The 18,344-nt window shown below is 53.5% G+C and carries 18 protein-coding genes; 1 reads left to right on the plus strand and 17 read right to left on the minus strand.

Translation table 11 applies throughout. From position 1 onward, the window contains the following. Nucleotides 1–42: 42 nt before the first annotated feature. From AC1MEK_RS29535 to AC1MEK_RS29550, 4 genes are all read right to left on the minus strand, one after another. Nucleotides 43–669: a hypothetical protein gene (locus AC1MEK_RS29535; protein ID WP_480399795.1), complete on the minus strand. Its 627-nt coding sequence runs from the start codon at nt 667–669 to the stop codon at nt 43–45. 3 nt (nt 670–672) lie between these two features. Next, on the minus strand, nt 673–1,728 hold the full coding sequence (locus AC1MEK_RS29540; RefSeq protein ID WP_480399796.1) for a GmrSD restriction endonuclease domain-containing protein: 1,056 nt from the start codon (nt 1,726–1,728) through the stop codon (nt 673–675). 333 nt (nt 1,729–2,061) lie between these two features. Further along, on the minus strand, nt 2,062–3,342 hold the full coding sequence (gene umuC, locus AC1MEK_RS29545) for a translesion error-prone DNA polymerase V subunit UmuC (RefSeq protein WP_480399797.1): 1,281 nt from the start codon (nt 3,340–3,342) through the stop codon (nt 2,062–2,064). After that, nucleotides 3,329–3,760, minus strand: coding sequence for a LexA family protein (locus AC1MEK_RS29550; RefSeq protein WP_480399798.1), 432 nt, complete (start codon nt 3,758–3,760; stop codon nt 3,329–3,331). The genes umuC and AC1MEK_RS29550 overlap by 14 nt, the downstream gene beginning before the upstream one ends. A 97-nt stretch (nt 3,761–3,857) precedes the next feature. Between AC1MEK_RS29550 and AC1MEK_RS29555 the strand changes: the two genes are divergently transcribed. Then, nucleotides 3,858–4,583, plus strand: a complete 726-nt coding sequence (locus tag AC1MEK_RS29555; RefSeq protein WP_480399799.1) for an SOS response-associated peptidase — start codon at nt 3,858–3,860, stop codon at nt 4,581–4,583. Between the two features lie 901 nt (nt 4,584–5,484). Here AC1MEK_RS29555 and AC1MEK_RS29560 read toward each other — a convergent pair. From AC1MEK_RS29560 to AC1MEK_RS29620, 13 genes are all read right to left on the minus strand, one after another. After that, nucleotides 5,485–5,976: a JAB domain-containing protein gene (locus AC1MEK_RS29560; protein ID WP_480399800.1), complete on the minus strand. Its 492-nt coding sequence runs from the start codon at nt 5,974–5,976 to the stop codon at nt 5,485–5,487. 239 nt (nt 5,977–6,215) lie between these two features. Then, nucleotides 6,216–6,968, minus strand: coding sequence for a TIGR03747 family integrating conjugative element membrane protein (locus tag AC1MEK_RS29565; RefSeq protein WP_480399801.1), 753 nt, complete (start codon nt 6,966–6,968; stop codon nt 6,216–6,218). Nucleotides 6,969–6,973: 5 nt separating this feature from the next. Further along, nucleotides 6,974–9,130 (minus strand): type IV conjugative transfer system coupling protein TraD, encoded by a 2,157-nt coding sequence (gene traD / locus AC1MEK_RS29570; protein ID WP_480399802.1) that lies wholly within the window; start codon nt 9,128–9,130, stop codon nt 6,974–6,976. A 15-nt stretch (nt 9,131–9,145) separates the two neighbouring features. After that, complete coding sequence (locus tag AC1MEK_RS29575; RefSeq protein WP_480399803.1) at nt 9,146–9,649, minus strand: integrating conjugative element protein; 504 nt, start codon at nt 9,647–9,649, stop codon at nt 9,146–9,148. Then, a complete protein-coding gene (locus AC1MEK_RS29580; protein WP_480399804.1) occupies nt 9,646–10,203 on the minus strand; it encodes a lysozyme family protein in 558 nt (185 codons plus the stop codon). Before AC1MEK_RS29580 ends, AC1MEK_RS29575 begins: the two co-directional genes overlap by 4 nt. Then, nucleotides 10,188–10,943 carry a TIGR03759 family integrating conjugative element protein gene (locus tag AC1MEK_RS29585; protein WP_480399805.1) on the minus strand — a complete coding sequence of 252 codons (756 nt, stop codon included), beginning with the start codon at nt 10,941–10,943 and terminating at the stop codon, nt 10,188–10,190. Before AC1MEK_RS29585 ends, AC1MEK_RS29580 begins: the two co-directional genes overlap by 16 nt. Nucleotides 10,944–11,088: 145 nt before the next feature. After that, complete coding sequence (locus AC1MEK_RS29590) at nt 11,089–11,319, minus strand: hypothetical protein (protein WP_480399806.1); 231 nt, start codon at nt 11,317–11,319, stop codon at nt 11,089–11,091. 27 nt (nt 11,320–11,346) lie between these two features. Further along, on the minus strand, nt 11,347–12,033 hold the full coding sequence (locus AC1MEK_RS29595) for a methyl-accepting chemotaxis protein (RefSeq protein ID WP_480399807.1): 687 nt from the start codon (nt 12,031–12,033) through the stop codon (nt 11,347–11,349). A 433-nt stretch (nt 12,034–12,466) separates the two neighbouring features. Further along, nucleotides 12,467–12,862: a hypothetical protein gene (locus AC1MEK_RS29600; protein WP_480399808.1), complete on the minus strand. Its 396-nt coding sequence runs from the start codon at nt 12,860–12,862 to the stop codon at nt 12,467–12,469. A gap of 1,099 nt (nt 12,863–13,961) precedes the next feature. Next, complete coding sequence (locus AC1MEK_RS29605; protein WP_480399809.1) at nt 13,962–14,297, minus strand: hypothetical protein; 336 nt, start codon at nt 14,295–14,297, stop codon at nt 13,962–13,964. 214 nt (nt 14,298–14,511) lie between these two features. After that, complete coding sequence (locus AC1MEK_RS29610) at nt 14,512–14,910, minus strand: hypothetical protein (protein WP_480399810.1); 399 nt, start codon at nt 14,908–14,910, stop codon at nt 14,512–14,514. 28 nt (nt 14,911–14,938) lie between these two features. Continuing rightward, nucleotides 14,939–15,292, minus strand: a complete 354-nt coding sequence (locus AC1MEK_RS29615; RefSeq protein ID WP_480399811.1) for a hypothetical protein — start codon at nt 15,290–15,292, stop codon at nt 14,939–14,941. Between the two features lie 6 nt (nt 15,293–15,298). After that, nucleotides 15,299–18,344: deaminase domain-containing protein (locus AC1MEK_RS29620; RefSeq protein WP_480399812.1), on the minus strand; the 3,046-nt coding region annotated here is incomplete at its 5' end.

Raw genomic sequence — 18,344 nt, forward strand, 5'->3', positions numbered from 1 at the left:
ACGGTTTCCAACCACCGTTTTTTTTTTTTTGGGGGGGGGGGGTCAGGTAATGTTTCCTGAAATGTTTTCGGCGGCGATATCTAGCATGTTCTGGTAGTACTCAAGAACGGTTTTGCTTGCGTCGGTGGGGTGCATCTCCATTATGAACTCTGTAACTGTCACGTTGGAAAGATTTTTATTGAGAACCCTATTGGCTACTGCGGTCAGCTGCACTTTGGTAGTGCTACTCACGTGTGCTGCTGAGTTTCTGATGGTTTTCAAATCACTTAGCGTGCCAGCAATGGAGTCAAGAGCAGTACTCAATGGCTCACCGTCGACCAGATATAGCTTCGCTAGTCTCTTGACTATCTCATGGTTTGCCCAGTCTACATACTTTTGAGTTCCAATCAGCAAACTGTGAGCGTGCTTGTCATCTACAGGGTTGGCGTGTCGGGTTACTACCGTTCCATTAGTAGAGTTGGCTCCGGTTAAGTATTTGATGAAAGCGCTTTCTAAAAAACCTTCCCAATAGATAAACATCTTCAAAAAAGCTGAATCAACTATGAATTCTATTTTTCTGTCGTCTAAAATATTATTGCCTGCGCCGTCCTTCTGGTAGGCCATGCTTATATAGTCGTTAACTTTAATAATGCCAGCTCTAAAATCGTCCAGTGATGCTTGTAGGGTCATTTGTTATTCCGTAATTAGCTGGGCAATATATTCGCTTCTTCGAACTCTAACTGCGGTATCCGTTGTTGCTCGACGGCAATCTTCCAAGAATTGTGTTTCTTCTCTAGTTAACTTGTCCTTGTTGCCTTCGTCAAATATGTAGTCTATTTTCTCAAGTGATTGAGAAACTTTTGATAGGTCGTCTTCGTCGATTGGTTTGCGCGGGCTTGCAAGATTTGATATGCCAAATTGCATATGGTAAAGGGTTACAAATAGCGAATAGAAGACATGGGTTCTTCGGAACTCTCGGGTCTTCAAATTTCCATTAAATATTTTTTTTATCAGGACTATTATTTGGTTGAAATTTGACTCAAGTATATCGGTGTCGTGATCGAATTCTGCTTCGTAAATCTCATACTGTTTAGTGATCTGTTTTTTGCTCTTGATACCGTCTATGATTGCTATCAATAAATCCGCGCATAGCTGAACGTCAAGCATTCTAAGAACGCTTTGCTCGGGAACGATCCGGTTTTCCGTCCAGAACGAATTATTGCTGTGTGCAACAGTATCTGCCAGCTTTTTGAATGGGCCAAAATGGTTTGCGTTGATTTTTTCTTGTTCGTTAAGAGTAACCGAGTAAGAGTTTAGTCGTCCGAATACGTCGAGTACGTCTGGATCAGACATGTTGACTAATAGGTCTACAGATACTTCATAGGCAAGTATGAATGTTTGAATTTCATCGTCGACTTGTGCTAGCTCGCTAAAGTAAAGGCCGCCATATTTTTTGTTGTGACGTTTGTTTATAACGAAGCCATCTTTTAGAAAGGATATAATGGTTCTCAGTCGTTGCTGGCCGTCGACTACTTCTCTTACAGATTTTCTTGTTAATGGATTGATTTTTTGTCTAATGAATACCTTTGGGATAGGTTTGCCTTCGACAATCGTGTCCATCAAATAAGACCTTGCCTTATCAGTCCAAACAGATTTTCTTTGAAATTTCGGAGAGAGCTCTAGCTGATCGTTGTCGGACCATTCAAGAAAGTCGTTTATGCTGTAGGTCCTGGAATCGAAGTTTTTCATTTGGCCTCAATTTTTGAAAGTGTATGAAAGTCAATGTCGCTTCGGGTGAAAAAATGCAAAGTTGAACCTGATGATAGACGCATCTCTTAATGATGGCAATATGATTGTCTTTTTTATGTGTGTCACCTTGTTGTAAGGTTCTGCGGATAGATCGCATGGCATGCACGCTGCATCCACATCGCAAGTGTAAATACGGGGATGCATCGGTCCGTGGCTTATGTTGCTTAGGTGGAGGGAGCATATTTGCGCTGTAGGGATCCCAGCTCACCCGTAACAACGAGTAGATGTACTAAATTGTTCTAATATTTACAAGATTTTATCTTCGGCCTACGGTCAATCGCATCTCACCGTCCAAAGCTGATCCAAGTTCGTCGTAAAGCTCTCGCTCAGCAACTCGCGCCTCATCCCCCAATCCGACGCTACCGGCACGGTCGCTACCCGCAACGTCCCGCGCCCCCAACGCCCATTAATCTGATCCAGTACGCGCATGACCTTCTCCGAAGCCTCCGGTTGCGCCGCCGAAAACAGATCATCCGTAAATTCGCCAGGCTGACGGAGATCCATCAGCAGCACCTCAGCCTTGCTGTATTTGAACCCGTCCTGGAACAACCGGTTGACCGCTTCAGTGGCGGCTTTGGTCATGAGGCGAACATCATTGGTCGGGTAGGGCAGCTCCACCAGCGCGGCATTGGCGTACTTGGCTTCCTCAGGGTTGAACATCCCGGTGCGGATGCTCACGCGGATTTTCTTGCACATCGAGTTTTGCGCGCGGAGCTTCTCTGCGGCGCGCTGCGTATAGGTGGCCACCGCCTCCTTGATCGGCTCGATGGTGGTCAGCCGGTTACCAAACATCCGGCTGCAGCAGATTTCCTGTTTTGGCGGGTCGGCTTCGTCGAGTTCCAGACAGGGGATACCGGACAGCTCCCGCGCGGTCTTCTCGATCACCACGCTGAATTTCTGCCGCAGTGTCCACGCGTCAGCCTTGGCCAGGTCCATGGCGGTCTTGATGCCCATGCATTCCAGATGCGTTTTCATCCGCTTTCCGATGCCCCAAACGTCACCTACGTCTGTATTGCGCAGGGTCCAGTCTCGCTTGCGGGGATCGCAGATGTCGACGACGCCGCCGGTCCTGTTCTGCAGTCGTTTGGCGGTATGGTTCGCCAGCTTGGCCAAGGTCTTGGTCCGCGCAATGCCGACGCCGACAGGAATGCTGGTGTGCTTGTAGATGGTCGCGCGGATCTTTCGGCCAAAGGCCGTCAGATCACCCGGGATGCCGGTGAGATCCGCGAAGGCCTCGTCGATGCTGTAGATCTCCAGTGCGGGCACCATCGATTCGATGATGGTCATCACGCGCTCGCTCATGTCGCCGTACAGGGCGTAGTTACTGCTGAAGGCGACGACGCCGTTCCTGCGCAGATGGTCCTTGATCTGGAAGTAGGGCTGGCCCATCTTCACAAAAGGCTTGGCGTCGTAGCTGCGCGCAATGACGCAGCCGTCGTTGTTCGATAGCACCACGATCGGCGTCTTCGCCAGGTCGGGTCGAAAGACGCGCTCACAGCTCGCGTAGAAGCTGTTGCAGTCGATCAGCGCAAAAACCGGCTCAGGTTTTGTCATGATCGCGAACGCTGTATTTCACCACACCCCAGATCACCAGCTCGTCGCCTTCCATGACGTGGCGCGCTGGATATTTGGGATTCTCCGACATGAGGATGACTTCGTTCTCACGCATGTGCAGGCGCTTGCATACAGGTTCGGTGTTGAGTGCCGCGATCACGATGTCGCCATGTTCTGCATACACGCTGCGATCGACGATCACCAGATCCCCGCTGTAGATCCCCGCGCCCTGCATGCTGTCGCCTTCGATCTTCGCGAGATAAACGTGGGGTGCGCGGATGTCGAACAGCTCATCCAGGGAAATGTGCTTTTCGATGTGATCGGCAGCGGGCGAAGGAAACCCCGCTGGCACCTGGAACGAGTAAAGCGGGACACTTTCGCCGGCGGCGGCCACTGGGCCGAGGATGGAGACACTCATGATGCACCTTGCATGCGTTAGCTGTACGTATATACAGTTAACGATCTCGTCCGCTTGCGGTCAATCTCATATGTAGGAAATTTCGACGGGTGACATCATGTGCGGACGCTACTCCATCTATGAGCCCATGGATCACTACCTGAAAGAGCTGGCCTCAAAGCAGATGGTGATCAATGGCTATGATCTGTGGCCGATCGAGCGCTACAACGTCGCGCCGTCGACCCGGGTCGAGATAATCCGGCCGGTGGAAGGTGGGCTGAGCGTGGATAAAGTGAAGTGGGGATGGTCACCGTCCTGGGCGAAGGGTGAAGGGAAACGCCCGGCGCCGATCAATGCCAGGGTTGAAACGGTGATGACCGGGAGGTTCTTCAAGCAACTTTGGCCGAATGGGCGTGCGTTGGCGCCGGCGAACGGCTGGTTCGAGTGGTTGAAGAATCCGGATAATTCGAAGAGGAAGCAGCCATACTACATCCGGCTCAAAGAGGAAGGACCACTGTTCTTTGCCGCGCTGGCTGAGGTGACTGCCGTGCTGGAGCCGAACGCGCAAGATGGTTTCGTGATCATCACCGCGGACTCGGATGAGGGGATGGTCGACATTCACGACCGGCGGCCCGTGGTGCTGAGCCCTGAACAGGCACGTGAATGGGTTGATCCCGATACGACGCCTGAGCGCGCCGCCGAGATCGTGAGGAATCAAAGCAGGCCGACCGAGGAATTCACGTGGCATCCGGTCAGCAAGGATGTTGGGAATGTCCGAAATCAAGGCCCGTACCTGGTGGAGGCGATCAGCATCGAACCGCAGTCAGATCTTTTTGACACGTAGGTTCTAACGTACTGGCAGATTCGATCTGGGCGTTTGCAATCGATTGCAAAAATGCTCCCCTGAAACGTCCTGTGTTTTAGCGGCTAAAATCTCCCCCCCAAATCATTCGTGAACCACACTGAAAATGGGCGCTGTCGTCTCGACGAAGCTTCCGAGCGTAAGGTGTGCCACAAAAAGATCGCTCGAAAAATAGCTTTTCCGAACGTCATTACGAACAGTTAAATTGAAAGCGTTGAAAGCGCGGCGACGAAATCAAGTCTGCAAACTGAGAGCGCTTTGGTCGGAAATCCGCGAAAGAGTAAACGCATGTAAACACTAAGGAGGATCGGGAGAATGCGCAAAAACGTAAAAACCCAAAATGGGAACTGAGAAAGAACTCCTTATGAATCATTGTCTTAGGTTTCAATTCCCAACATAGGAATTGAACTTTCTTAAAATCCCAACATTGGATATAAAGAAATTTACCGCCACCCCTGCGTTAGATATTGACGTGCACTCTGCTTACAAATTAACGTGTGCAGATCTGACGGAGAATCCACTAAGGAATACCAGGTATTTGAATGCCGGGCATCTGCCCGTACGTGTGTCTATCGCCCATTAAAAAGGCTGAAGGGCGCCAACCCTTCAGCCTTTGATTTGAGCGATTGCAAAGATATCGACCCTGATGATCATCAATGCCGGCAGTGCCTTGCCTTCGTCCCGATTGCCACGCGACGTTAGCACAGAGCTCTGGGAGAGACCAATACTCAGGCCAACATTGCGGATAGGAGGTGCCCCATGGTTCTAGTAGAGCTGCTTAAGCTGCTGACCGAAATCGTAAAGCTGATCCAGATGTTGGTTTAGCCGGAAGAGAACGAGGATGGCCCTAACGGGCCATCCTTCAAAGTGAGTGGAACTTCAGTCATAGCTGACCGTGAGTCAGAAACGAATACGGCGTGCCACTTCCCACCACAAAGTGGTCCAGCACGCTGACATCTACCAGCTTCAGTGCTTGCTGAAGCTTTTTTGTGAGGGAGAGATCGTCATCGCTGGGTAGACAGGATCCCGACGGGTGGTTATGACAGAGGATCACGGCTGCAGCGTTGTGCGCGAGGGCGTGCTGCACGACAACCCGTGGGTGAACGGTGCACGTATTGATGGACCCCTGAAAGAGCTCCTCAAAACAGATCAGCCTGTTCAACGAGTCGAGAAAGAGAACAGCGAAGATCTCATGCTGACTACCTGCGAGCTGGAGCCTCAAAAAGTCCGCAACATCGCATGCATGTTTTAGTGAGATGCGCTCCTCAAAGAAGCGCCGTTCGAGAATATCCAATGCTCTGCGCACGATGCGGGTTTCTGCTTGGCTCAGGTATGTGGAGGGTGCGTGGGCGTCGGGCCGTACGAAAGTGTTCATGGAATAACCCCTAACGATGCTCGAGGATCCCTCTTTCGAGGGTGGCAATCCTCGAAAGGTTGGAAAGAGCAGGCACAGGAGTGCGCTCCGGATGTGCATTCATCACCGAACCTCGGCAACCGATCGCGCCTACGAATGCTCTTGCGATCTTGGGAGATCAGCGCGTGTGTCGCGCCGTAGCCTTGAAGATCCTGGCTACCTGGGCGTAGCTGACGAGGTCAGCTGCACTTCTCTTGGATCTAAAGGTATTTCTTGAAACTCGAAACCGTAACGCAAACCGCCACCCCCAGCAGCCCTGCACACGGCAGCAAAACCAGCAGTGGACTTACACTCACTGGCATCGCCAGATAAACCGTCCAAGGCACCACGGTCAGCGGCAAGAGCGTCCCGCGCGCCTTGTGATACAGATAGCTCGACTCCCTCCCCGAACCGAACTTGCGCAGATCCCGCCGAACCAGTCCATCCACCACACCCGTGAACGCAGCCAGCAAAAACAGCGGAATGGTGAGGATCAGAATCACCATCCGCACGCAGAAGGTGAGCACGGTGTAAAGCGCAGCCAGACCGTAATCTTCGAGCTGAATGATCAGCCAGCCGACCTGGTAGAGCAGGTCAAAGCTTTCTGCGCGGGGTTGGGTCATGCGGGAGTATTGCGCCAAGGAACGAAGGTTTTCTTGCAGGCCTGAGTTTACCACCACAGCGTCGTATACCCACTGCGCCAGCCAGGCCGCCGTACGACCTGGTTCTCTGATGATGACGCTCTGTAGAAGATCCTGGGACAGCCATGCCAGCTCGTACTCGAACATTTCCTTGGCGTGCCTCCAGCCGGCATCGGGCCAGAGAAAGTGCAGGCACAGCCACTCCAGGATAATCGCGCCCAAGAGCGAGCCGAACATCACACCGATGAAATGAAAGGGAATGGAAAACAGCAGTCCCAGAAAGGTCTTCTGACCTTCCTGCTGTTCCTGGGCTTTCTCAGCAATGTCGGCCATATGAGTCAGGCGCTCGAGCGGGTTGATGAGCCGGCGTGGTCAGTCATGTGCCTGAAGTCATCGACCAAATCGTCTGGCAGCGTCTCATTCAGCGCCTGATAGCCGGGCGCTTGCCACCATGTGTCGTTGCTCCCGCCCCCTTTACGCATCCTGTCCGCGAGAGCCTGCAGATCCTTGGGCATGACTTCGTCCGGATCGTTGGCGGGCAACGGCATGCGGATCTTCCAGAGGTTGCCGCCCTCGATCAGCGCAAAGCACTGGCCCTTGGGCAGGCCGACGATATGCGCGGGCTCGATCAGTGGGACGCTGACGCTCTGAATCTGGTCGTGGGTGTTCGACGTGAAAGCGGCCTTGCCATTGATGGCGTCGTTCGCACTGCTTGCGGGGGTGCTGGTGAAGACTTGCACCTTCGGTAGCTGGTTGGTGAGCAGCTCTGCAGTCGCGGTTTCCCGCACCCTCAACATGAAGACGTTGTTGAAGTTGCCGATGACCTGGCCGGCCTTTGCGCGATTGCCGATCTTGGCTTCGATGTCGCTCTGGGTTTGTGTGTAAGCCGTCACCTGCATGCCGGCGCCGCCGCCCTTGTTGATCATCGGGATGAACTCTTCCCCCATCAGTTCGTTGAACTCATCCGCATGGACATTGATCGCTACCTTGCCGCTGGCCGCGCCAGGCAGTCCGTCGTCGACCCCGAATTTGTAGATGTGCCCGGCGACCGACACCAGGTCGCTGAACATCGAGTTGCCGACGGCGGCCGCGACCTCAGTGTCTGACAGTGCATCGAGGCCGATGTAGACGACGGCGCGTTTGCGGATGATCTGCATCCAGTCGAAGATCGGGCGCGGATCGTCCAGGTCCATGTAGTCAGGGGAGAGCAGCTCGGCGATACGGCCCGTGGTCAGTTTTTCCAAGAGTGGCAGCAGGCTGGCGACGATCTTGTCGAAGTAGGTCTTGTCGTAGCGAACAGCAGAGCGCAGCCCGTCGAGAACCGGTTCGGAAATGCGCATCTGCGTGATGTATTGATCGATGGCGACCACACGAAGCGGGCGATCTTTCATGGCAAAACTGAGGTTCTTGCGATCGATGCCGCCCTCGATCTTGATGATGGTTTCCCATGCTTTCGGATCGTGCTCGGCGAAGTACTTCTGGGCGTACTCGATGAACAGGGCGTCGATGTTAATGACGTGCTGCAGAATCTGCTCGTAGTCAGGGCGCCGACCGAGGGCGACGAGCGCGCGAGCGATGATGTTGACGAAGCGCCAGGCGAATTCGCGAAACGCTGCAGAGTTACCCTCGCCGGAAAGCTGCCCCGCAATGCGGGTGGCGACTTCGGAGATTCGACCAAAGCGGCCAACGGCGTTGTAGCGCGCCGAGTGATCGGGCCAACCGAGATGGAAGATATAGAACTCATCCAGGCGTCCCGCGCGCTTGCATTCGATGTACATGCGCTTGAGCAGGTCGGCATCCCCCTTGGGGTCGAATACGATCACGACCTCACGATCCTGGCCTTTGATGCGGCGGATGTCCTGGGTAATGAACAGCTCGGCGAGTCGTGTTTTACCCACGCGAGTAGTACCCAACACCAGCGTGTGACCGACCCGCTCTCCCAGCGGCAGGCTGACGTCACCCTCATTGGGCTCGATGCCGTGCAGGCGAGGCAGGCCGCCTACTGGCGGCAGTGGGCGAACCGGGTTGAGCCAGCTGTCCTGGGACGTCGCCTTGGTGATGAGCTTGAGCGCAAAGGGCGCGAACTCCAGTCGCTCCTCGAGCCGACGTGCTGTGCGATACAGCGACGTGGGTTCGACGTAATCGGCGTACTTGGGGAGGTAGGTGTCCATGAGCCGCTGGGTGTGTTTCTGCGTCCAGCGAAACCCTTTGCCGACGAAGAGTCGCTCGTTGCTGACAGGGATGTTCTTGCTGGTCATGGTGTAATGCGGCAGGCGCCGTATGTTGCGCCGGTAGCGCAGGACAGCCATTGCTTGCTTCAGACGGATGTGGCCCAGGGCAAGATAAATCCCCGCGGTCACGATGCCGAACAGTGGGGAGAGCGCAAAGACCCAAGGCGCGAGGACGCACAGCAGTGCCGCAGCGACGCAGGCGGCGACGGTGTAGAGCTCGACCGCAGGGCGGAGTAAAGACTCGATGGTGTAGGTGCTGGCCACGATATTTACTCCCGCCTACTGTTGAATGGCCGTCGCGGTAATCAGCAGCGGGTAGTGAGTGACGCCAAGCCGCACCGCCAGGTCATCGGCGGGCGCGGGCATCATCTCAAGCTCGGCTGCCCAGCGTCGGACCTGCGCGAAACGCTCAGCGCTGGCGACGTTGACCACGACGCCTACGGCCCGCAGTTGCTGAAGCTGTTCCTTTCGCTGCATGAGCCAAGCTTTGGAAATCTCGTCATCACCAATCACAAACATGGGTTGCAGCCCGGGGGCGTTGATGACTCTGCCCTGTACCTGCCCAGGTGCCAGGCGTGGGGATCGGACGGGGTACGCGCCGGTGTCACGCACGCCCAGGTTTTGATCGGCGAGCTGCTGTTGTGTGGGCTCAGGTGCCAGATCCTGGTAATAGGGCAGGGCAGACGATCCACCTCTGTCCTCGACCACAATCAGCGAGCTGGCTGCCGCCATACCCGGCGAAGCGACGCAGGCGACAAGAATAAAAGCGAGACGCTGCTTCATGGGTTGTTTACCAAGTGTTGGATGCCGACTACGCGGCTGAGATGCGCGGAAAACGCGCGTTGATAGCGCTCGGCGGGAGCACCGCCGGCCGGCCGGTGATAGCGTCCGGCAGCCTCAATCCAGCTGCCGCCCTTGGCCTTCTGCTCCGCGAGAATCCGAGCAGTGACCTTCAGGTTTTTGTGAGGGTCCAGACCTTCGCAGGGATGCTCGTAGCGATGCCCGTTCGCCTGGATGTTGGTCTGGCCAAGGCCGACATCGACACGCGCAGGCCCGGCAATGACGATTGCGCTGGTCAGCGCCTGGCACGCCTCAGCCCGGGTTGCGAAGCGGTAGCCTGTGCCCGCGACATTCAGGGTCCATGGCCAAGGGACGATACGGCCACGCAGCCGCGTTCCACTCTCTTGCAGCGCCACCGCGTACAGCACCTCTGATGGCACACCCGCTGGAATTGCGATCGCTTGGTAGGCCGGTGGCGGGGCTTCACTGGCGTGCGTCGATGCAACTCCAGCGATAAGAAGGGCCAAGGTGGCTATCTGCGTTATTGACGGCGCCATTTCCCCTCCACTTCACGGAGCAGGGCTGGTAAGCCGCCACCGACGCCGATCCCCTGCCAGCGGCCGTCGTCATGGTTGAGCGTGATCTGCCGACTGCGAACGGCAACAGGATCAACGCCGGCGAGAACGGCCCAGCGACGAATACGTTCGTCGTCCAGCTGGCTGCCCACGAAATACAGGTCGAATGGTTGTTTCTGCTTCTGCAGGTCCTTGACCGTGGCAATGCATGCCGCGCAGTCGTCCTGGACGAAAACGGCCAGACGCCCGGTGCTGCTGAGTACTGGTTTGGCGGCTGCAGGTGATGAGGTAGGAGAGGTGATCTGGATGACTTTCTCGTCCGGGTACAAGCGGGAGAAGGCCTGATCGTATGCCCGCTGATAGGCCAGCTCTTTGTCGACGCGTCGCCGCTCGGCCTGGACTTGCATTTCCGCATATCGAACGCGCTCCTCGGCGGACTCGGCTTCGATCCCGAGAGCGGTCAGCGGATCGAGACCGGGCGAGTAGATCCCGCGCGGGCCCTGCATGACGGATTGGTAGCGGGTCCATTCTTGCGCTGTCAGCCCCCACTGTCGCGCAGAATGATCGCCGCTCGTGGTCAGTGGCCCGACTGACGTTTGAGTCTCGATGCTGGTTTGAGTAGCGACTGAATCAGACGTAGCGGCCACGGCAGGTAAGGAGGCCAGTGCCGTAAAGCACCAGCCGATAGTAAATGTGGATCTGGGGAGGCTTGATGGCTTCATGGAAATTCTCGCTCTGTGACGAGGACCAATTTCTCAAGCAGATCCGATAGGGGCAGCAGGAAATAGACTTCAGGAATGGATAGTTTTTGTGACGCGGTATAGGCCTGCGACTATGCGGCTTGGTCCGCATAGTTCGGAGCAGAGTTCATGGCTCGGTCGGGAGCGTGGGATATTTTTTCCAGATACGGATCAGAAACGGTTTATCCCAGTGATTGCAGCCTGATCGCTCCATTGCTTCTCCTTCAGGCACTCCTGAGTCGATGAGCGCTATCGCTACATGCAGATGACGAGTAAGCCTTCGAGCGTCGAGCACAATCAACAGACCGATCATCACTGTGCAGAGCGCACTGACGAACCAGATAATGTTTCCAGACATTGCGTTTTCCTAGTGGGTTCTGCCCGGTCACTGGGCTAGCGAAACGTTCTTGGATGTGCCTGATACGTCGAACTTTGCAGCTCGTGCACCGACAGAGCGGAGGATCCACGACGTGCCTGGAACCCTATCGCCAATCCTGATCAGGCGGAGTTGATGCAACTCAGTGCTTCCCGTGGGTGCGACCGAGAGAAACTGCTGGCCGCCTCGATGCTCGATGCCGATAGCGGTAAACGGAGGGGGAGCTGCTTTGGTCTTGGAAGCAGGAAGCTGCTTGCCGGTTGAAGAGGAGGATGGAGACGGGGGCGCGCCTTCCCGCTTGACCTGGGCCTGTTGAAGATCTGTGAGACGGATGTCCAGAGCTTCGACGCTGGCTTTGAGCATTACTAGGTCTTGGGATGAAAGCGTTGCTTGCGACAGCGCTTGATTGGAGTCCGTTGCCTGAGCTTCGATGCTGTCCAGCCGGCTCGAAAGCGCTTGCTCAGAAGCGCGGAAATCCTCGGTGCTGGATGTGGCTCGACTATCATATGCGCTTTGCCTTTCGTCAATCATCGATAGCCTGGACTCGATTCTGGCCAGAGGGCTGTCAGCTGCAGTAGTAATGAGATTGGCGTTTAGGTTTGACAAGCGGGAGTGATCATAGAGTACGGCAGCGGCAACGGTGGCGATGCACAGGCTCAGAACTACGGTGGTTAGGGTAGGGCGTTGAAGGTTCATAGGTTTCCTCGCGCGATTGCGGAGAAACATTCGCAAAGATTAGCTCGCCATGCGCGCATAAATAGAATTTGTGGGGCTTCATGTATTTCCACCATGGCTGACACTCTTAAATTCAGATATTGTCCTCTTGAATTTCAGGCAGTTTTCGGTTGGTTACGAGGGGTCATATGATTTGCCAGAGGCGTGCCCTTCAACGTCGGCTGAATGAATTACGACGCATGCTGGATGACGCGGTGGTTGATCAATAGGCAAATAGTGCTGCCTCAGCGGATATCATAACCTGCGGATGTGAGCAGTTGGATGTGATAATCAGGATATTAGCGCTTGGCCGTAGGGGTTTTTTCACACTCCGAATAGAGTCGAATTAAGGCATTCTCGTTTCATAAACGCGCTATTCGGATTGTGATGGCGAGTGGGTAGCTCCAGCTACTTACTACTGAATTTGTTTGTAGTATTTCCTTATGATGTATTCATTACCCTGCGTGTCGCTGACCTTCACTTTTTCATTCGTGATGCGACCATCTTCCATAAGGCCGTCAATGGCTGTGTTAGTGGAGTTGTAGGGTGGATAAAATAATGCGTCATAAATCTGGTCAAACGTCATGCCGCTGTCGCTCTTATCAATGCGCTTGATTATTTCGGTTTCGAGAGCAGCGACGAGTTTTGTCTCTCGATGGTCTTCGTAGGTTTGATAAACGCAGATTAAGACAATTAGTGATAGACAAAAAGCAGCGACTATTCTAGATCTAGATTTGGGAGTGGGGAATAGAGTTGGATAAAGCGAGGCAATCGCTAACGCTAGGCTGATTATGTTTAGATAGCTGTCCATGGGGATTTTTTAAGTATAGGGGAGCGTTGATTGTACTGGTTGTTTGTTGTGCGAAGCAAGCAGGGCAGTGCATTTGTAGTCGTACGCCGAGCCTCCTCGGCAAGAATTGTCGAGCTATCTATTTGCGTAATGCCGACCGCACGGGCGCGATTAGCTTCCGCATAATTTCGAGCGAAGACTCAATGACAAAAACATTCACGCAATGGAGCGACAATAATATCCATATGCTTATCAAAATTTAATTCCTTGGCTGGTACGTTCAGAAAGATGATTTTCGGGCCAACTATAAGGATTTGCCCGCTCTGAAGCACTGCTTGGGGACGGTGAGAGACCGCTTCTGGTTGAAAGTGATCTCTCGAAGCAAGATGAAGCAGCGAGTAGAGATCAGGTGTGTTACCACCATTTTCTCCTCGGTGTTGGGCTGCGCCCCTCGGGTTCCAGGGACTGCCAGGCGGCTTTCTCGCGCCGTGAAGATATCTGACGCCGTTGACATAGGCGCACCTGCGCAATGAGTATCCGACTCTACTGCCCAGCGGAGCGACTGTCCGTCATCACGTACCATGGGGGCTAACATGGAGCTGCATCGGATACTGGTGCTGGAAATAGAGAAATTCGAGTGCTGGGAACAACCTTGGAGTTTTTACAAAACCCTATCAGCGTCATCCGCTCTGGATGATGATACGCGTGAGCTGCTTCGCAGCTTATGGGCCGAGGTGATTGAGTACCCAAGCTGGCGGACGAGCAATGCTCTAGAAGACATTTGCTCGCTTGTAGATGCCCGACTTGAATCACGTTTCCCTTGGCTTTCTGAAAAGGCACGAGGGCACCTCGTAAATGCGGCCTCCTATCAGTGGCGCTAGTATCCTGCCTGGCTTTTTTGACTGAACAGTCGAATCACCGGCGGGAACGAGTGACCGCTTTCGACTTTGGATTCAACCGGTCGCTACCGGCAGAAGCCCCGGCCAAAAGAGGACACTCGACTAGATTTGACTGGATAAGAAAAAATACCACTTATCGAAAGCTGGACAAAACCAAACCACATATATTTTCCGCCTCAGCGCTAGATTTTGGTGACATACTCAAATGCAAAACCACCTCATCACTCAAACTCACCCGAACGAATTCGCTTAAGAAAGTCCGGATTAATCCAAACCTCCTTAACTTTGAAATTTTCCGGTTTAACAAAAGGTTTGGCAGGCACAAGTTTATCGATGAGATCTGGAATACCTTTGGCCAACAGACGGTACCCATCAAGAATCTCGTGATCCAAAAAATATATCAGCCCATCACTCAAATCACATACAACATAGTTCCCTCCTTCTGCCCAAGCAATAGGAAGAACCTTCCGACCAAACTCAACCATCTCCAGCTCAGAAATTACACTCTGCACGGAAACAAACTGCGTTATACATACGTCCCCTTCGGGCACCGCCAAGACTTAATTTACCTGAATACGCATCCCGTTATAGGCAGAATAAAACGCCTTTAATGACTCACAGAGAGAGCTCCCTATATAGAGTTCCACTCTAGAAACATCCTCTTCTGTGAAAGGAACAAAACCGTTACATGAAACCTTCACTGATCGAAACCTCCATTTTGATAACAGCCGCTCCGCCAGTATGGGGTGTTGAGGCGTCGACTTAACCATCTCACCCGGGCATCTCTTGACGCTGCCACACATCCTCTTTGCTCGTACGCCAAGCATGCCAACCTATTGGAAGATTGAACAATGCCAACAATGTTTCGTCTTTGCTGATAACGCTTTCAAGACTAACCACCGCCACATCAGCCTCTGTCAGTTCGCGGGAATAATCAGCATGAAACTGCCAACGGCCATCTTCCATATCATGTGAAACATATGCGATCCAGTCATCAGCAAACAAGACTGCCTTTGTAATTATCACCGCGGCGTTACGAGAATCGCTAAATATCCAAATCATTTTTGCACTAGTCAGAATATCAATTGTTCGACTTTTATCGACCTGATCAAAAAGCAGCACTTGATAATGATTGCGATTATTATCCGCCTCCGAAAATCGACCAAGCATAGCAATATCAGCGATAAAGACCTAGAAACTAATCAATTATTTTTAATATTTTAAGATCATGCACAAAGCTTGCAACCTCTTCTTCCCCCACTCCAGCGAGGAGGTTTTCAAGCCCATACTCACTCAAAATATTATTTATATTTAACCGCCTCACCTCAGATCTCTCCTCATCCCATCCTCCCGCCAAAACAAATAAAATGACTTGCCACATGACATTTTCAACGGGACGCTCGAAGCCGTCCTCATGCATATACGACACGTATCCTAGCACCTGCCCAAACGTCCATCCTTTTGATAGCGCGAGATCTCGACATGCGTCATAATAAATATCCATCGCCCACGACTTCAAAGTAAAATACGAAACTCTCTCTTCGTGCAACATTTGCACCTACCTCTTTGAGGGTGGAATAACGCCACCATTGTCAAAAATATTCACTTTAATATTTGGGTATCTCACCTGAAACTGCTGAATCACACTAGAACAACTCTCACAAGGAGGACGTTCTGTTAAAAGATTTATGGTCCCTGATGCCGATACATTATCTTTCAGCTGCGCAGCAATATTATTTAAAATTTTTGCTTCAGAATCTATATCACGCAAAAGTGGATATGGGTCACTTCCGCCAGTTGGCACAACCGTGCTTTTGAAAGTCTCTGGGACACTACCAACGAAACCTTGAGCCACCTGTTCTGGGGTCGGGTTGGTGATTCGACTCGATGCAGCCATGGTTGGCGACACTCCTGGTATATCAATTTCTGCAACCCCCATATTTCCACTCGTTTTTGCGCTTCCTGTCAATGTAGCTCGTAAGTTGCCAATCTGAGTCGACAGCCAGGATTGGATACCTGCCCCCCCGAGGCCTACTACAGGGATCCCAGGTACGATAGGTTCTATGAGTGGTTTATCAAGGTCAATTTGTTCTTGCCTAGGAATAGGCAAACCTTCTGCCTTTCTGATTTCGTAGTCGATTTCCTCGATCGCGTTTTTCTGATGCTCTTCATTGTTGTATTTCTCACTTGCACCACCGATGAGGCTTCCAGTTGCTGGGCTGCCTCCGGCCAAGCCTGCAGAAATCAAGCCGATGATTTGCGCTGTGCTGATCTTCGATTGACTTCCAATAACGCTAAGGTCTCCCTCCGCGAACCGGTCACTCACGTAATTAGCCAGAAGGCTGTTCACCATTGGCGTCAAGCCTTCGGCGACGCCCCCGGCGATGGCACCACTAGCAAAGTCCTCGCCTCTGGCCTTAGAGATCAAGCCGCCGAGAACAGCATGCAGAAGAACCTTTTGTACTAGATCAGGGGCAATATTCAGCGTTTTGGCCAGATCGCCCACCGCCTTGTTTCCAATAGCAGCGCCGAGATCGATTCCTTCTCCGACCAATGCTTGACCCAAATTAGAACTGAAACTGCCACCATTGATGGCGGTCGACACGCCGCTATCGATCAGCGCATGGGTACCGCTGCGCAGCAGCGTGTCGGCCCAGTTTTCAGGCTTCAGCATGCTGGAGGCATAACCAGGGTTCTGAATGGGGCCCGTGGTCGGAATATTTGACCCGCCATTTGCAGCTTCGCCCGCGCCGGAGAACCAGTTCTCGTCGGCGTAATCGATAAGCCCCGCAGTCACACCCGCGATGGCGGCGTTTTTCAGGCTGCTGCCGCTGAGAGTGTCTTTGACGACCGCTCCCAGATTCCCTTTATTGGAGATGGCGCTGTTGATGGCAGTGGTAGACAGACTGACTGCCACCGCTGCCTCGGTACTCGACAAGCCAAGTCCAGCCGGCCCCATGACCATGGACAAGGCAATCGCAAGAATGATCTGAGCACCGGCACCCAATCCAGAATGGCTGTACTTGAAGGAGTCATGAACCTCCTTGACCATCTGCCAGTTCACATCTCCGCGCTTCTCGGCATCCTTCATCCATGAGAGAGCCGGATCGGCCTTTACCATCGCGTCGATGGCTTGGCTCACTGTTTCCTGATTGACCTGTTTGACGTCAATGTGCAGACCATCTACCGCATTAATGACCAGTTGACCTTTGGCCGCTATTTCACTCTGCCGCAAGGTTTCATCAGTCGTGCCCTTGGTGGACATAGACGTCCACGCCAGACTTGTGCTGCTCTTCTCGTGACTCTCCTGGTGCAGATCCTTGACCGCCTCGAACGTCACCGAACCGCCACTGTTGATAACGATGTCGTCCCCACTGTTCAGCTTGGCGGCCTGATAGTGCTGATTGCCGCCACTGGCCAGCACCATGTCCCCACCCGAGGTGATTGTGCTGCTGACATTGGTGACCTGTGTGACCTCGTCGCGCTTGGTTTTCTTACTGCCGAAAGAGCCTTTGCTTTTCTTGTCGTAAAGCGAGTAGTCACTGTCTTGTGCAGCGAAAACACCAAGCTTGTTGCCTGCTGCGAGATACGCTTCCTTGCCAGCAGTAATCTGGCTGGAGATCACGGCCAGATCATTGCCGGCGGTGACGGCAAAGCTGCCACCCGCGTTAATCTCGGTCGATACTTGATGGACGTGATCTTCCTGGGTTGTCAGCTTCTTGCTTTTGGACAGGGAGTGTTGTTCGTCCGCTGCCGAACTGAGAGTCACATCGCCCGCCGCAACCATGGCAATGTCACCCTTGGCATCGATGCCACTGGCGACTGCCGTGATGTCTCGCCCAGCTTGTATCGAGATATCTCGCCCTGCGCTGACTGCAGCGCCGAGTTGTGTGGTATCGCTGTTAGTGTGATTGCTGTCGCGTACCAGACTGTTGGTCACCTGCGCAGAGACGATATTTACATCGCGCCCAGCGTTGAGGGTCAGGTCACGACCGCCCTGCAGCACACCACCAGAGCTGATGATGTCGCGACTGGAGGAAATACTCAGATCGTTGGCGGCTTCGATACGTGACGCGCTGTCGGCAAAATCCTTGCGGGACTGAGTCTGACCGTAAGCGATTTGTGACGAAGTCACTGTCCGTTCGTTGATGACATCACCCGAGATCGTGGTCAGTGCGACGTCACGCCCCGCAATGACGCCGCCCGATTTGTTGGTCAGGTCGTTGCCCGCCAGCAGGTCCAGACGATCCCCCGCCTGCATCAGCCCACTGTTGACCAAGTCATGCCCTGCTGCGGCGGAGAGACTTTCAGTCGCCTTCAGGGTGCCGACGTTCTCAAGGTTGTTACCCGCGATCAGGCTGACGTCACTGCCCTCTATCAACGCTCCGTTCGGCGCGAGCCGATTGTCCGCCTGGGCCAGATAGAGCACCGGAACCAATACGTGCTGACCATCGACCACCTCATCTTCCATCCAGACGATGTCGTGGGTCAGGGCTGCGACCTGTTGCGAAGTGAGGCTCACGCCAACGGACAGGTTCAGTTCGTCCTTGCTGGCGATGGCGTTGTTCATCAGGTACTTGAACTGGTCCTCGTTGGAGGTCTGT

It is taken from the genome of Pseudomonas sp. 2, from assembly GCF_056627435.1.

What these genes read in the sequence shown, in the direction of transcription:
- AC1MEK_RS29595 (WP_480399807.1), bottom strand. Translation starts at nt 12,033, where the DNA reads ATGAACCTTCAACGCCCTACCCTAACCACCGTAGTTCTGAGCCTGTGC.
- AC1MEK_RS29600 (WP_480399808.1), bottom strand. Translation starts at nt 12,862, where the DNA reads ATGGACAGCTATCTAAACATAATCAGCCTAGCGTTAGCGATTGCCTCG.
- AC1MEK_RS29550 (WP_480399798.1), bottom strand. Translation starts at nt 3,760, where the DNA reads ATGAGTGTCTCCATCCTCGGCCCAGTGGCCGCCGCCGGCGAAAGTGTC.
- AC1MEK_RS29575 (WP_480399803.1), bottom strand. Translation starts at nt 9,649, where the DNA reads ATGAAGCAGCGTCTCGCTTTTATTCTTGTCGCCTGCGTCGCTTCGCCG.
- AC1MEK_RS29590 (WP_480399806.1), bottom strand. Translation starts at nt 11,319, where the DNA reads ATGTCTGGAAACATTATCTGGTTCGTCAGTGCGCTCTGCACAGTGATG.
- AC1MEK_RS29535 (WP_480399795.1), bottom strand. Translation starts at nt 669, where the DNA reads ATGACCCTACAAGCATCACTGGACGATTTTAGAGCTGGCATTATTAAA.
- AC1MEK_RS29565 (WP_480399801.1), bottom strand. Translation starts at nt 6,968, where the DNA reads ATGGCCGACATTGCTGAGAAAGCCCAGGAACAGCAGGAAGGTCAGAAG.
- AC1MEK_RS29540 (WP_480399796.1), bottom strand. Translation starts at nt 1,728, where the DNA reads ATGAAAAACTTCGATTCCAGGACCTACAGCATAAACGACTTTCTTGAA.
- AC1MEK_RS29560 (WP_480399800.1), bottom strand. Translation starts at nt 5,976, where the DNA reads ATGAACACTTTCGTACGGCCCGACGCCCACGCACCCTCCACATACCTG.
- AC1MEK_RS29585 (WP_480399805.1), bottom strand. Translation starts at nt 10,943, where the DNA reads ATGAAGCCATCAAGCCTCCCCAGATCCACATTTACTATCGGCTGGTGC.
- AC1MEK_RS29615 (WP_480399811.1), bottom strand. Translation starts at nt 15,292, where the DNA reads ATGTTGCACGAAGAGAGAGTTTCGTATTTTACTTTGAAGTCGTGGGCG.
- AC1MEK_RS29610 (WP_480399810.1), bottom strand. Translation starts at nt 14,910, where the DNA reads ATGCTTGGTCGATTTTCGGAGGCGGATAATAATCGCAATCATTATCAA.
- AC1MEK_RS29555 (WP_480399799.1), top strand. Translation starts at nt 3,858, where the DNA reads ATGTGCGGACGCTACTCCATCTATGAGCCCATGGATCACTACCTGAAA.
- AC1MEK_RS29580 (WP_480399804.1), bottom strand. Translation starts at nt 10,203, where the DNA reads ATGGCGCCGTCAATAACGCAGATAGCCACCTTGGCCCTTCTTATCGCT.
- umuC (WP_480399797.1), bottom strand. Translation starts at nt 3,342, where the DNA reads ATGACAAAACCTGAGCCGGTTTTTGCGCTGATCGACTGCAACAGCTTC.